We start from the raw sequence: 14,311 nt of genomic DNA on the forward strand, positions 1-14,311 counted from the left end.
AATAAACCCGGTACAGCGACCGGGTTTTGTTTTGCCGTGATGGGTTTACGGCAACGCATCCATCCGCTGCCACATCTTCTTCGCCACCTTTCGCGCTTCGGCGAAAATCGTATCGCAATCAATAGCGAACTGCCGATCCTCATAGACCATGACGCCATTTACCATCACGCTATGAACGTGGCTGGCCCCCAGACCGAAGGCGATGTGCCCGGCGAGATTCGCCGCCAGCAGCGGCGTCGGCGGAATATAATCGCTGATGGTTAAATCCGCCTTATAGCCTGCCTCAATACGGCCAAAACGGTCGTTAAAGTTGCGGCTAAGCAGCGTGTTACCGTTGCTTAATGCCCGCGCAAAGCTATCCGGCCACAGTGGCCCGCCGGCATCGCGGTGTTTAAAGAAAGCGAATTTGAGTTCTTCAAACATATCGGAGCCGATGCCGTCGGTGCCCAGCGCCAGGTTGCGAAACGCCGTCAACTGCTGGTTATAACCAACGTGGTTGTTCATGTTAGAGCGGGCGTTATGGACAAGGAAACCATCGTGCGCGTTCAGCAGTTCAATATCAGCTTCCGACAGATACAGCCCGTGCGCTACCAGCGTTTTACTATCGATGAGATCGAACTCCGCCAGGCGTACCAGCAGATCTTTACCGTAGTGATGGTGGCTGTGAGAAACGTCGTAACGGTCTTCCGCCATATGAATATGCAGGCCGCGCCCGGTTGTTTTTAATGCTTCGCGAAGCATTAATAGCCCCTCATCAGGAACCGTAAACGGCGCATGGGCGCCGATATGCGCTTCTACCAGATATGGCTCGTCGCCGCTTTCCCGCGCCCGATCGATTTCGCGGGCAAAGCGGATATTTTCCTCGACGCTTGCCTGAAGTTCCTGCAACCCGCCGTTACGGTCGGTGGTTTCAAAGCAGGTCATGCCACGCAGGCCGACCTTGATGAAAGCGTTACGTAACTGACTTAATGATCCAGCGATATAGTTCGGCGACGCGCTGTGGTCAATGACGGCTGTGCAGCCGCTGCGAATGGCCTCCAGCGAACAGATAAGCCCGCTGTAGTATAAGGACTCCTCATCCAGAGCGCGGTCCAGGCGCCACCACAGGTTTTTCAGCGTGGAGATAAAATCGGGACTCGGCGCGATATTGGCCTGAATTCCGCGCGACAGTCCGGAATAAAAATGGTTATGCGAGCAGACCATTCCCGGCATCACCAGTCGGCCGTGCATTTCTTTAATACGCGCCTGCGGGTAACGCGGGCTCAGGTTCGCGCCTGTTTCGATAATTCTGTCATTTTCGATGACGATATCGACACCTTCTTCCACTTTTTCCGGATGAAGCTGGGCAAGGGTGGCATTTTTAAGCACTAAGATACTCATACTTCGACGACTCCCAGCAAATAGTGATGATGTTGATGAACGTGGCTGATGATGCGGCACATGGCATCCAGCTGCGGCGGTACTTCAGCGAACTGACCTCGCTGGTCGATATCCAGCAGCCAGGTCATGCCATCCTGACGCACGTGGACGCGCTGTTGCTCCACGAGAAAACCCGGATTACTGCTGTTGTTGAAATCCTGTTCGAGGCTAAAGACGGTGACCTTGTCCTTATAGGGTTTTCCCTGCCATGGGCAGAACTGCGCGCAGTTGCCGCATTCGTTGCAGTACGCGTCGAGGTGCAGCGTCTGAAAGCGGTTGTCGAACCCCGGTACCGCAATGGAGACGTTGGCGCGGTTCGGGCAGACATCAACGCATTTGCTGCAGACGTAATTACATTCGAGGCAGCGCTCCGCCTCCTGCGCGACAAAGGCATCGCGGTCGTCTTTATCAACCTGAGCGATAGCAATGGTCCCTTTACGGCGGTAGATGTCCGCGGGATCGACGTTATTCCACTGTTTATCGCCGAAGTGGCTGCGGATATTCTCGCGCTTGAGGATTGCATCGCTGGCGCGACGGGCGTTGCCTATCGCCGAGACGATAGAAGAAGGGCCACGCTGTACGTCGCCAATCAGGAATACATTAGCCAGCCGGCTTTCGCCATCAGCGTTGACTTCAGGCCAGCCGCGATCGTTGAGCGGGATCCCCATCGCCGCCAGCGCTTCGCCATCCTGCTGTTCGCCGATAGCGGTAATCAGCGTATCGACCTGCAGCGTCCAGGTTTCATCGGTGGGCATTGGGCGACGTCGACCCTGTTCATCAGGCTCGCCGAGGGCCATGGTGCGGACGGTTAGCGTGCCGTCAGCGGCGAAGTATTCCGGGTTGCTGAGAAAACGGAACGTAACGCCATCCTGGAGGGCTTCTTCGTACTCCTCGCGCCATGCCGGCATCTCCTGCTGCGAGCGGCGATAAATCACCGTCGCTTTCTCAACGCCGGGGATGCGCAGCGCCGCGCGGGCGCAGTCCATTGCGGTGTTACCCGCGCCGACAATGGCCACATGTTTACCCACGTTCAGGCGATCGCCGCGGTTGAACGCGCGCAGGAAGTTGAGCGACTTATGAATATTCGGGTTATCGCCGCCAAGCTTCACGCCGCTGTTTTTGTCGGTGCCGGTGCCGATCAGTACATAGCGATAACCCTCCTGACGGAGTTTTTCGACGGTGAGATGCGGGTCGCAGCCGTAGACAATGTTGACGCCGTGATTAACAACGAACTCAATATCCTGCTGGATAAGTTCAGCGGGAATGCGGAAATGCGGAATGATATTTTTTACCACTCCGCCAGCGTTGGCTTCGCGCTCAAAGAGCGTGACCGGGTGGCCGGCGCGGGCGAGGAAGTAGCCCGCCGCCAGCCCCGCCGGCCCTGCGCCAATCACCGCCACCGGGTTTCGGCTGCCGGAACCCGCCGGTTTATGCCAGCGGCGTTGGTATTCAGGCCAGCCTTTCTCAAGGGCGATTTTTTTCAGCTCGCGGATATTTAACGCACTGTCATAATCAAGACGCGTACAGTTGTACTGGCACTGGTGATCGCAGATGTGACCGGTAATCGCCGGCAGCGCGTTACGTTGATAGATAAGCTCCAGCGCATCGGCATAGCGCTGCTCGCCCATCAGGCGAATGTATTCCGGAATATCCTGTTTGATGGCGCAGGCGCTGACGCAAGGGGCGACGTAGCAGTCGGTTAACGGCAGCGGCTCACCAACGTCGATGCGATCGTCAGGCTTCCAGTGTTTTTGCGTGTACTCCATGCTGACCGCTTTTTCCGCCAGCGCGTTCAGGCGCTTGACGTCGACCTGATTCATCTCCCAGCCATCGGCCTGCTCCAGCTCGCGCATGCACTGGCTAAGACGCAGGTAACCACCGGGTTTTAGCAGATCGGTCGCCATGGTAATGGGGCGGATCCCGGTTTCAAAGATATCGCGAATATTGAGCTGGCTGGCGCCGCCGGAGTAGGAGATCGGGAGTTTGCCGTCGAATTCACGCGAGAGCAGCGCCGCAACGTTGATGGAGAGCGGGAACAGCGCGCGGCCGGACATATACATCTCATCGCCGGGCAGCGCGCCTTTATTGTTGACCGTGCCGAGGGTGTTGGTCAGCTTCACGCCGAAGCCAAGTTGTTTACTTTTCGCCAACGCCATCAGGCGCGTCAACATTTCCAGCGCCTGGCCGATTTTAAGATCGTGTTCAAAAGATTCTTCATTCAGACCGATATAGTCAAAGCCGCAGGTGTCGAGAATTTCGCGTACGCGCGGGTAGCCCAACAGCGTCGGATTGAGCTTCACGAAGGTGTTGAGCTGTTTCTCTTCCAGCATATAGCGGCAGATGGCTTCGATTTCATCTGGCGGGCAACCATGCATGGTGGAGAGGGTAACCCCTTGTACCAGTTTTGCAGGAATGCGTTCCGCGAGCGTCGCCAGCCGTGGGCGAATATCATCCAGCGACAAGCGGGTGAGGAAGGCGTCATCATGCAGCCAGCGGTTCAGCGTGTCGCGGTACTGGGTAAATTTTGGCTGCCCGGCGGCGTTCATCATATTATCGATAAACTGCTGCATCGGCGGTTGCTTGATCCCTTCCAGGTTATAACCGACGCTCATATTGAAAATAAAGGACTTACCGTTCTTCGCCGGCGTGAACGGGAAAACCTCTTCCAACAGATGCAGAATAAACCATGCTTTAAGATACTCATCCCACGCTTTTTGCAGCGTAAATTCCGTAGACCATTCGGTGTTAAAGCATTCGTCTTCGGCATCGATGCAGGGTTTTTCCAGCTCAAGCCGGTCGAGAATCTGTACGGTTTTCAACTCGATAAACCGCCCACCGGTGAGCCAGGCGGTGATGATATTCTGCGCCAGTTGGGTATGTGGCCCGGCGGCGGGGCCGATTGGGGTGGCGCAGCTTTCGCCGAAGACGCTTACCCGGCGTTGGTTGGCAGGCGAATAGAACTGCTGCTCAGGAATACCAAAAATGGAATGGTGTTGTTGATACTCATCGAAAATGCGCGTCAATAATTCCTCAAACGGGACGGGACGCATGATATCCCCCATAACCCTCTCCTTTATTTGTGCAATCAAATTTGCCGGTTAGTGGTACTTATTCCGACGGATAGTTAAGGAGGAGCAACAATCGAACCAGTTATTAAAGACAGGAGGGAGAAATAATTAAAAATGTGAGAGAGGTCTAAAGAACGCCGGGCTATGTGAATGGGCTCACGCTATGGTAATGAGAATTAAAATCACTCTATATTTTTATCCGTCGGGATTTCTCAAAATAAACGGCGAAATATCACAATGATAATTTCCCGACAAAGACATGATTAATCCTGGTTTTGCAGGCGAATAAAATCAGCAGGGGTATCGATATCCCAGACCATTTGCGGAAAATCTAACTCCAGGCAGCGATGGCGGCTCTGTAATAACCGTTTGCGCATTGAGTCAGGTCCATCGTAAGTGATAAGTTGGCGCAGCTGTGTGCCGGTAATAAGGATGGGATGACCCGGTACGCCTTGATATTGCGGAAGAAGGGCGCTGTCGCCGCGTTGTTGCCAAAGCCGCTGGAAAAGCGCTGGCGGCAGGCAGGGTAAATCGCCGAGGGTGATAAAACAGAAGTTGTTTCGCACCTGGCTCGCGCCAGCGCAAACAGAAGTAAACAGACCCTGTTGATAGTTGGGATTATAAACCAGGGTTATTTGCGGATGCGCCGAATAGCGTTGATGTAGCTCCTCTGCGCGAAAACCGCTCACCAGAATAATACGCGAGCAGAATTGCAGGGCGTTTTTTATACTTGCATCAAGTATTGTCGTTCCGCGCCAGGGTAACATCATTTTCCACTGTCCCATCCGGGAGGACAATCCGGCGGCGGTAATAATACAATCGACCTGTTTCATACTCCTCCCTGAATAATGGAATCCTGGCCAGCGCATGGAAAATATACCGCATCTGCAATCGCTGTTTTGTGATTTAGGCGTAAATGATGGTCCGCTGCTCATTTCCGCCGTCGGCGCGGGAGGCAAAACCAGTACCTTAATGTGGCTGGCGCAGCGTTTTCTGGAGGCTGGCCGACGAGTTCTGATCACCACGACCACCCATATGTATCTCCCGGCATCACTACCTGTGGTGATTTGCCGCGAACCGCTGGCGCTGCCTGTCGAAGTTTGGCGGCGGCCGCTGCAGGCCTGCTACGCCTCGTGGCTCGCCCCTGCGGGTAAGGTTCGTGGGTTTAGCCCGCAACAGCTTGATGCGCTGGTTGCCGCGGGGCGCGTGGATGTGGTGCTGGTAGAAGCTGACGGGGCTCACGGTTTCGCCTTAAAAGCGCCAGCTGAGCACGAACCTTGCATACCTCAATCCTGTTGCTGCGTTATTGCCGTCATGGGGGCCTGGAGGCTCGGGCAAAACGTTGGGCCAGCGACCGTTCATCGCTGGCCCCTTTTTTCCCGGATCACCGGCGCGGCGCCGGATACGGCGCTGAGTTGGCCAATGCTGCATCGCTTAATTACGCATCCGCAGGGAGCGTTTAAAGGTGTTCCGCCCGCCAGTCGCCGGATCCTGCTGCTGAATCAGCTTTCTCAAAATGAGAATTTACCGGAGCAGGCGCTGTTGCAGCAGTGGGGGGTTAACGCACTGTGGGCGGGAGCAGTACAAGAGCAGCCCGCGATAACGCGACGACGAACAACAGAGTGACGCCCCGGCTTGGGCGCATAGCGGATATCCATTGAGGTTGTTATGAATATTTTCTCTGAAGCGGCAAAACTCGAAGCACAGAATCGCCCGTTTGCACTGGCGCAGATTGTCGATAGCCGCGGCTCAACGCCGCGCCATTCGGCGCAGATGTTAATTCGTGAAGATGGTTCGATAGTCGGCACCATCGGCGGCGGCATGGTTGAGCGCAAAGTGATTGAACAGGCGCTGGAAGCGCTCAGCGAAAAAGCGTCGCGCATGTTTCATGGGCGGATGGCGCGTAGCGGCAGCGATGCGGTCGGCTCCGATTGCGGCGGGGCGATGTCGGTCTATATTAGCGTACATGGCCTGCGCCCGCGTCTGGTGCTGATCGGCGCCGGGCACGTGAACCGCGCGGTGGCGCAAAGCGCGGCGCTGCTGGGTTTTGAGGTGGCGGTGGCCGATATCTATCCAGAGAGCCTGAACCCCGACTATTTTCCGCCGACAACGCAGTTGCTGCATGCTGAAACCTTCAGCGAGGCGGTGGAGAATCTGGCGATCCGCGGCGATGACTTTGTGTTAATCGCCACCAATAACCAGGATCGTGAAGCGCTGGATACACTGATTGAACGGCCGGTCGCCTGGCTTGGGCTGCTGGCCAGTCGCCGTAAAGTCCAGGTGTTTTTACGCCAGATGCGGGAAAACGGCGTTGCCGCAGAACATATTGCCCGCCTGCATGCGCCGGTTGGCTATAACATTGGCGCCGAAACGCCGCATGAGATAGCGATTAGCATTCTGGCGGAAATCCTGCAGGTAAAAAATCGCGCGCCAGGCGGCTTGCTGATGGCGTCAGCCACGCCTGCGCAGCAGCAGTTGGTCGCTATTCGCGGCGCCGGCGATATCGCCAGCGGCGTGGCTCTGCGTCTGTGGCATGCGGGGTTCAAAGTGGTGATGTTGGAAGTCGCGAAACCGACGGTGATCCGCCGCAGCGTCGCTTTTGCCCAGGCCGTCTTCGACGGTGAAATGACGGTAGAAGGGGTGATGGCGAAGCGGGTGTCATCCGCTCATGAGGCCATCCGGGTAATTGAAAATGGCGCGATCCCGGTATTGGTGGATCCGCTATGCGAATCGCTGAATGAACTGCGCCCTGTCTGCGTCGTGGATGCCATACTGGCGAAAGAGAATTTTGGTACGCAGCGAGAGATGGCGCCAGCGGTAATTGCGCTAGGCCCTGGTTTTTGCGCCGGTGTGGATTGCCATGCGGTGATTGAAACCAATCGCGGCCATTGGCTGGGGCAGGTGATTTACGATGGCAAAGCGCAGGAGAACACCGGGGTTCCTGGTAATATTCTTGGCCATACTTCACGACGGGTGATCCGCGCGCCGGGAGCCGGGGTGATGCGCGCGAAAGTGGCGCTGGGTGATATTGTGAACGAAGGCGATATCATCGCCACCGTCGGCGAGGCCGAGATTATTGCGCCACTAAGCGGTATGGTGCGTGGTTTGCTCAGCGATGGGTTAGTGGTTGATAGCGGCTTTAAAATTGGCGATATCGACCCGCGTGGCGCCAGCGCCGATTTTACCAGCGTCTCCGATAAGGCTCGTGCCATTGGCGGCGGGGTGCTTGAGGCGCTGATGACGCTGATGAATAAAAGAGTAAAAGAGAAGAGTGAGTTATTGTCGGTGGCGTAGATAGCAGCACGAAGCCGGTGTAGATGGCCTCAAAATCCCCGGTGGCGCTACCGCTTACCGGGGCTACATTCGGTGCCTTTTTACCCTTCAATGACCGTACCGGTTTTTCCTTCAATCCCTTCTTTGGCTTTATTTAATACGGTGATCAGCGCTTTGCGCCCCGGACGTGAACGGGCGAATGAGGCGGCGGCCTCAACTTTCGGTAGCATCGAACCCTTAGCGAAGTGCCCCTCACGAATGAACTGTTCGGCATCGCTGAGCGACAGCTTATCCAGCCACTGCTCGTTGGGTTTGCCAAAGTTGATCGCCACTTTCTCGACCGCGGTCAGGATGATCAGCATGTCGGCGTCGATCATCGCCGCCAGTTTAGCGCTGGCCCAGTCTTTATCAATTACCGCGCTGGCGCCGCGCAGATGATTGCCTTCGCGGATTACCGGGATCCCGCCGCCGCCCGCGGTGATCACTACGTGGCAGGCGTCCATGAGAGCTTTGACCGTCTCTTTCTCAATAATATCCACCGGCTGCGGCGAGGCGACAACCCGGCGATAGCCGCGTCCGGCATCTTCTTTCATAGCGTACCCCTGACGCGTCAGCTGTTCTGCTTCCTGCTCAGTGAAAAAAGAGCCGATAGGTTTGGTCGGATTTTTGAACGCCGGGTCGTTGGCGTCGACTTCCACCTGGGTGATGATTGTTGCCACCGGGATATGCATCGATCGCGACAGCAACTCCTCGCGCAGGGCGTTTTGTAGGTCATAGCCGATATAACCCTGGCTTAGCGCCACACAGACCGACATGGGCAGCATCGGGGTATGGGCCTCGGTTTTGGCTGCGGCTTCGAAGGCCAGATTAATCATCCCAACCTGCGGGCCGTTGCCGTGGGTCACGACTACCTGGTGGCCCTGGGCTATCAGGTCGACGATGGCCTGCGCGGTTTGTTTGACGGCCTGCATTTGTCCGGCCAGATCCTCGCCGAGCGCGTTACCGCCGAGGGCGAGTACAATTTTCTTACTCATGAATACCTCACTTAAGATGTGATTCCGCTGACCGGAAGGTGAGCGGTAGAAAAGGGATCGCGGCGTAAAAAACGTCCCTGACCAGCGCTGCCGGTAAAGGTGCCGTTATCAAAAATGACCCGGCCATGCGATAAGGTCTGGCGAATCGCGCCCTGGCAAATAAAGCCCTCCCAGGGTGAATAGTCGGCGTTGTCATGCAACATCTCATGGCGGATCGTGGTGGTGCGCTGCGGATCGATAATGACGACATCGCCATCTGCGCCGGGCGCCAATCGTCCTTTTTTCGGCCACAGGCCAAATAGCTTCGCGGGAGTGGCGCTGGTGAGCGCGACGAAACGCTGCGCTGAAATCCGCCCGGTCATGACGCCGTGGGAAAACATGAGCAACAGGCGGTTTTCCACCCCCGGTAGGCCGTTCGGACAGCGGCTGAAATCGCCGCCGGAGAGCTGCTGGCGTTGGGCCATCGAGAAAGCGCAGTGATCGGTCGCCACCACGTCGATCGAACCATCGGCGATACCACACCACAGCGCATCATTGTTGCTGGCGTTGCGCAGCGGCGGGCTTAACAGATATCCCAGAGCGTCTTCGCGTTCATAGCAGCGGTCGTCAAGCAACAGATATTGCGGACAGGTTTCAATCCACACCGGCTGGTGCCGCTGCTGCGCGAGACGCAGATAATCCAGCCCCAGGCCGTTGGAGAGATGAACGATATACAGCGGCGCGTTGTCGGCGAGCTGGGCGAGATTGATCATTCGCGCGATAGCCTCCGCTTCACACTCCAGCGGGCGACTAAGGGCGTGGTAGCGCGGCGCGGTTTTGCCGGCCGCCAGAAATTCGGCCCGTTTACGGGCGATAGCGGCGTCGTTTTCCGGATGAACGGTGGTTAGCGCGCCAGCGCGATGGAGATGGCGCATCGCCTGAAGCACTTCATCATCGTTCAACTTATACTGGTAGGTCAGGTAGAGCTTGAAGCTGCTAATCCCGGCTTCAACCATCATCGGGATTTCATCGAGGATGGCATGGTTGATATGCTGGATAACGCCGTGAAAACTGTAGTCGATCACCGCTTTGTAGGCGGCATAGCCGTGATAGGCCTCTAGCTGGTGACGAAGGCGGCAGCCGGCGGGGCCGAAGCCCATATGGTCGACGATAGTGGTGGTACCGCCGCAGGCGGCGGCGCGGGTGCCGGTGAAGAAATCATCGCAGCTGCGGGCGTGCCCGGTATCGATATTAAAATGAGTATGAACATCAATGCCGCCGGGCATGACATAGCAACCTGCGGCATCGATAGTCTGGCAAGGTTCGGTCGGGGTTATCCGTTCGGCGAGCTGGCTGACCAGGCCGTTTTCAATCAGCAGATCCTGTTTTGCCTGGCCGTCGGCGTTGACCACGATGCCGTTTTTAATCAGTACGCGCATAAAAACTCCAGACTCCCGCCGACGCGCGGCGGGAGGAATAACCGTATAAACTTACTCTGTGGCCAGCCAGCTCAGCGGGATTGCGGCGTACATCGCGGCACAGGTCACCAGATGCTGTTTCCAGGTTTTTTCATTTGGCGCATGGGCTTCCGGCTCTTTACCTGGCCCGAAACCGATAACCGGGATGCCGTGACGGCCCATGATGGAAACGCCGTTGGTGGAGAAGGTCCATTTATCGACCACCGGCGCTTTACCGAACAGCCCTTCATAAGCGTTGCTGAGCGCGCGTACGGTGAAATGATCCTCTTCTACTTTCCAGGTCGGGAAGTAGCATTCCGTTGGATAAACCAGCCCGGTCCATGACGGGCGTTCATAGTTGTACATTGAGACCACTGCGCCGGCCTTCTGTACGGCAGGCAGGGCGCGGATCTCATCCAGCGCGCCTTCCCAGGTTTCGCCCCAGGTCAGACGGCGGTCGATAGAGACCGCGCAGCTGTCGGCAACCGCGCAGCGGCTTGGCGAGGTGAAGAAAATTTCTGAGACGGTGAGGGTGCCTTTACCCAGGAACTCATCGTTGCCCAGGTTATGGGAGAGCTCCTGCAGTTCGTTAAGAATTGGACCCATTTTGAAGATGGCATTATCGCCGCGCTCCGGCGCCGAGCCGTGGCAGCTCACTCCCTGGACATCAACGCGAATCTCCATACGCCCGCGCTGGCCGCGATAGATTTGGCAATCCGTCGGCTCGGTACTGACCACGAATTCCGGGCGAATGCCGGACTGTTCGATGATGTACTGCCAGCACAGACCGTCACAATCTTCCTCCTGAACGGTACCGGTCACCAGCAGGGTATATTCATCTTCCAGACCGAGGTCCTTGATGATTTTCCCAGCGTAGACCATCGACGCCATCCCGCCTTCCTGGTCGGACGCGCCGCGCCCGCCGATCAGCTCATCGGTTTCCATCCCCTGATAGGGGTCGAAGGTCCAGTTCTTGATGTTACCGATGCCAACGGTATCAATATGCGCGTCCATAGCGACCAGCCGCGGGCCGTGGCCGATATAGCCCAGCACGTTGCCCATCGGGTCAATCTCGACTTTATCGAAGCCGACTTTTTCCATCTCTTCTTTAATACGATGCACGACGCGTTTTTCGTCACAGCTTTCGCTGGGGATAGCGATCATATCGCGCAGGAAGCGGGTCATATCCTGCTGGTAGTGGTTTGCTTTTTCGACAATCAGTTTGAAAGGAATGTGCTTAGCCATGAATTAACTCTCCGGTCCTGGTTTCCCGCTTCGCGGGATGAATATGTTGAACGTTTATTGTGCTGCCGGCAGCTTGCCTTCCCAGACGACTTCGCGGTAATGCTGCACGTCGGTGTCGCCTTCGGTGCTGATGACCAGCACCACGGAGTGGCTATCAAGCCCCAGTTTGTTCATCAGCGCCTGGCGCTGCGGATGGAAGTGAACAGCGGCCAGCGTCCCGAGCCCGACGGCGCCGGATTCACCGGAGATAACCCGGTGGTCATTGCCGACAGGATTACCGAGTACGCGCATACCGAGGGCGGCAACGGCATCCTGGCAGGAGATAAATTGGGTGGCGCAGTTGCGCAGAATTTCCCAGCCCAGCGGGTTAGGTTCGCCGCAGGCCAGTCCTGCCATGATGGTGGCCATGTCGCCGCCGACGTTGACGATGTCGCCTTTTAACCCGGAGCGATAGATGCAGTCCGCCAGTTCAGGCTCCACGATCACCGAGTGCAAATCGCGGGCGCCGAAAACGTCGACCAGATAACCGAGCACGCCGCCTGCCATCGCGCCGACACCGGCCTGCAGGAAGACGTGGGTAGGGCGAGCAATGCCCATCGCCGCCATTTGTTCTACCGCTTCATCGGCGAGGGTGGCGTAACCTTGCATAATCCAGGTTGGAATTTTGGTGTAGCCTTCCCATGCGGTGTCCTGTACCACTTCCCAGCCGTTTTTCTGTGCGGTTTGCATGGTAAAGCGCACGGTATCGTCGTAGTTCATATCGGTAACGATACATTCCGCGCCGAGGCGTAAAATGGCGTCCACGCGTTCCTGCGCTGAACCTTTCGGCATGTACACCACCGCGTTTTGCCCAAGCTGCTGGGCGGCCCAGGCGACGCCGCGCCCGTGGTTGCCGTCGGTGGTAGTGGCGAAAGTCATCTTCTCTTTGATGGTGGATTTCAGGGTCTCAAACGAGAAGGCGTTAATATCGAGATGGTATTTTTCACACAACAGTTGGGCGATGGCGTAGGCGCCGCCGAGCATTTTGAAGGCGTTGAGGCCAAAGCGCTGGGATTCATCTTTTACCAGGATGTTCTTTACGCCGAACAGCGTCGCCAGTTCCTTCAGGGCATACAGCGGCGTCGGTTGGTAACCGGCGATTTTTTGATGAAAATGGCGCGCCTGTTGTGCCTGCTGACGAGAGAACAGCGGCGAGGTTTCACCGGTAAAGAAACGGTTGTCGGCAATATCCATTTTCAGCGAAAAAGCAGACATATTCTGTCCTTATCCTTCTTTGGAGTCGGGGAAGCCGGCCCGCAGACCGGCTCGCGAGGTTATTTGATGCGTTTTTGCGCGTCCTGCAGCAGTTGCTCCAGCAACTGACCGGGTTTGGCATATTTGCGACAGAGGATCATGGCGGCGATGATGTACGGCTTCCAGCTGGCCTCTTTATAGGTGGCGATACGATATTTCTCGAACACCGCTTCGGTGACTTCGCCTTCCTCGCAGGAGACGCCGGTAATATCCGCCGGCAGGCAGTGCATATACAGCGCGTCACCGTCTTTGGTGTGCTTCATCATCTCTTCGGTACAGTGCCAGTCTTTGTGATTGGCGTTCTGGGCGAGACAGGCTTTTTCCAGCGCTTTCAGCCCGTCATGGTCGTTGGCGCGCAGTAGTTCTGTGCGTTGTTCCATCACTTTGTATGGCGCCCAGGATTTCGGGTAGACAATATCGGCGTCTTTAAAGGCTTCCGCCATATCGGTGACCTGGCGGAAGCTGCCGCCGGAAGCCGCGGCGTTTTTCTTCGCCACTTCGATAACGTCCGGGATCAGATCGTAGCCCTCTGGATGGGCGAGGGTGACGTCCATACCGAAGCGGGTCATCAGGCCGATGATTCCCTGCGGGACGGAAAGCGGTTTGCCGTAACTTGGCGAGTAGGCCCAGGTCATGGCAATTTTTTTACCTTTCAGATTTTCCAGCGAGCCGAAGTGCTCACGCAGCCAGGCCAGATCGGCCATCGCCTGCGTCGGATGGTCAATGTCGCACTGCAGGTTAATTAATGCCGGGCGCTGCGGCAGTACGCCCTGTTTGTGGCCGTCATCCAGCGCTTCACCGACTTCACGCATATAGGCGTTGCCGGCGCCGAGGTACATATCGTCGCGGATACCGATAGCGTCTGCGCAGAAGGAGATCATATTGGCGGTTTCGCGCACCGTTTCACCGTGGGCTATCTGCGACTTGCCCTCGTCGAGGTCCTGCTGCGCCAGGCCGAGCAGGTTTAACGCCGAGGCATAAGAGAAGCGGGTGCGGGTAGAGTTATCGCGAAAGACCGAAATACCCAGTCCGCTGTTAAAAACTTTGGTTGCGATGTTTTCCGCCCGCAACGTTTTCAGCGCCGCGGCGACATCCAGCACCTGCTTCAGCTCGTCCGGCGATTGCTCCCACGTCAGCAGGAAATCTTTTTCATGCAGGTTAGAGTTGAGCTTATTGATATCCTTGATCAGTTCGTTAACAGTTTTCATATTTCGATCCTGGTAGTGAATGACGGCTTATTGATTGCTGTGCAGTCGAAATGACATTGATGTAAGTGGCGACGGCCAGCGCTGTATTACCACTAACAATAAGCGTGCCAGTTATAATTCAGTCGCGGTGGGCGAGTGGAAAAGTCGGGGATTATGCGAGGCGGGTCACGAAAAATGGCTTATAACGCTCAACTGATGGAAATGAAATTCATTTGCCAGTTGTCACGGTAAATTTACTTTGAGCCGTCAGACAAGCGTGGATATCGTTCTGCGACGGTGATTTCAACACCAAAATGATAATTTTGCCCTGCGGATTATCATATTGAGAGGAAAAT

At 56.4% G+C, this 14,311-nt stretch carries 10 protein-coding genes; 2 read left to right on the forward strand and 8 right to left on the reverse strand.

Annotated elements, in window-relative coordinates:
* Positions 1-45 precede the first annotated feature (45 nt).
* The 3 genes from ssnA to AC2CGP_RS00330 all read right to left on the reverse strand — a co-directional run bounded on the left by ssnA (position 46) and on the right by AC2CGP_RS00330 (position 5,320).
* On the reverse strand, positions 46-1,380 hold the full coding sequence (gene ssnA, locus AC2CGP_RS00320; protein WP_020079015.1) for a putative aminohydrolase SsnA: 1,335 nt from the start codon (positions 1,378-1,380) through the stop codon (positions 46-48).
* The gene (gene ygfK / locus AC2CGP_RS00325; protein ID WP_047064262.1) at positions 1,377-4,481 is read right to left on the reverse strand and encodes a putative selenate reductase subunit YgfK; all 3,105 of its coding nucleotides are present in this window, start codon (positions 4,479-4,481) and stop codon (positions 1,377-1,379) included. The genes ssnA and ygfK overlap by 4 nt, the downstream gene beginning before the upstream one ends.
* A gap of 269 nt (positions 4,482-4,750) precedes the next feature.
* Positions 4,751-5,320, reverse strand: a complete 570-nt coding sequence (locus AC2CGP_RS00330) for an NTP transferase domain-containing protein (RefSeq protein ID WP_032707889.1) — start codon at positions 5,318-5,320, stop codon at positions 4,751-4,753.
* A 34-nt stretch (positions 5,321-5,354) separates the two neighbouring features.
* Between AC2CGP_RS00330 and yqeC the strand changes: the two genes are divergently transcribed.
* Both yqeC and yqeB read left to right on the forward strand, forming a co-directional pair.
* Positions 5,355-6,113: a selenium cofactor biosynthesis protein YqeC gene (gene yqeC, locus AC2CGP_RS00335; RefSeq protein ID WP_047064261.1), complete on the forward strand. Its 759-nt coding sequence runs from the start codon at positions 5,355-5,357 to the stop codon at positions 6,111-6,113.
* A 42-nt stretch (positions 6,114-6,155) separates the two neighbouring features.
* Entirely contained in the window at positions 6,156-7,781 is a 1,626-nt protein-coding gene (gene yqeB, locus AC2CGP_RS00340; protein ID WP_042892307.1) for a selenium-dependent molybdenum cofactor biosynthesis protein YqeB, read from the forward strand.
* Positions 7,782-7,861: 80 nt separating this feature from the next.
* Here yqeB and arcC read toward each other — a convergent pair whose 3' ends face one another.
* From arcC to ygeW, 5 genes are read right to left on the reverse strand one after another with little or no spacing between them, the layout of a single operon-like run.
* Positions 7,862-8,794, reverse strand: a complete 933-nt coding sequence (gene arcC / locus AC2CGP_RS00345) for a carbamate kinase (RefSeq protein WP_015366905.1) — start codon at positions 8,792-8,794, stop codon at positions 7,862-7,864.
* An 11-nt stretch (positions 8,795-8,805) separates the two neighbouring features.
* The gene (gene hydA, locus AC2CGP_RS00350; RefSeq protein ID WP_020079013.1) at positions 8,806-10,212 is read right to left on the reverse strand and encodes a dihydropyrimidinase; all 1,407 of its coding nucleotides are present in this window, start codon (positions 10,210-10,212) and stop codon (positions 8,806-8,808) included.
* Positions 10,213-10,263: 51 nt separating this feature from the next.
* Entirely contained in the window at positions 10,264-11,475 is a 1,212-nt protein-coding gene (locus AC2CGP_RS00355; RefSeq protein ID WP_015705213.1) for a YgeY family selenium metabolism-linked hydrolase, read from the reverse strand.
* 54 nt (positions 11,476-11,529) lie between these two features.
* Positions 11,530-12,729: a diaminopropionate ammonia-lyase gene (dpaL, locus tag AC2CGP_RS00360; RefSeq protein WP_015705214.1), complete on the reverse strand. Its 1,200-nt coding sequence runs from the start codon at positions 12,727-12,729 to the stop codon at positions 11,530-11,532.
* A 59-nt stretch (positions 12,730-12,788) separates the two neighbouring features.
* Entirely contained in the window at positions 12,789-13,976 is a 1,188-nt protein-coding gene (ygeW, locus tag AC2CGP_RS00365) for a knotted carbamoyltransferase YgeW (protein ID WP_015366901.1), read from the reverse strand.
* Positions 13,977-14,311 lie beyond the last annotated feature (335 nt).

This window comes from Klebsiella sp. SYXHC3, assembly GCF_057196925.1.

Coding starts and splice junctions, on each gene's coding strand:
- AC2CGP_RS00330 (WP_032707889.1), bottom strand. CDS start 5,320: ATGAAACAGGTCGATTGTATTATTACCGCCGCCGGATTGTCCTCCCGG.
- yqeC (WP_047064261.1), top strand. CDS start 5,355: ATGGAAAATATACCGCATCTGCAATCGCTGTTTTGTGATTTAGGCGTA.
- arcC (WP_015366905.1), bottom strand. CDS start 8,794: ATGAGTAAGAAAATTGTACTCGCCCTCGGCGGTAACGCGCTCGGCGAG.
- dpaL (WP_015705214.1), bottom strand. CDS start 12,729: ATGTCTGCTTTTTCGCTGAAAATGGATATTGCCGACAACCGTTTCTTT.
- ygfK (WP_047064262.1), bottom strand. CDS start 4,481: ATGGGGGATATCATGCGTCCCGTCCCGTTTGAGGAATTATTGACGCGC.
- hydA (WP_020079013.1), bottom strand. CDS start 10,212: ATGCGCGTACTGATTAAAAACGGCATCGTGGTCAACGCCGACGGCCAG.
- yqeB (WP_042892307.1), top strand. CDS start 6,156: ATGAATATTTTCTCTGAAGCGGCAAAACTCGAAGCACAGAATCGCCCG.
- ygeW (WP_015366901.1), bottom strand. CDS start 13,976: ATGAAAACTGTTAACGAACTGATCAAGGATATCAATAAGCTCAACTCT.
- AC2CGP_RS00355 (WP_015705213.1), bottom strand. CDS start 11,475: ATGGCTAAGCACATTCCTTTCAAACTGATTGTCGAAAAAGCAAACCAC.
- ssnA (WP_020079015.1), bottom strand. CDS start 1,380: ATGAGTATCTTAGTGCTTAAAAATGCCACCCTTGCCCAGCTTCATCCG.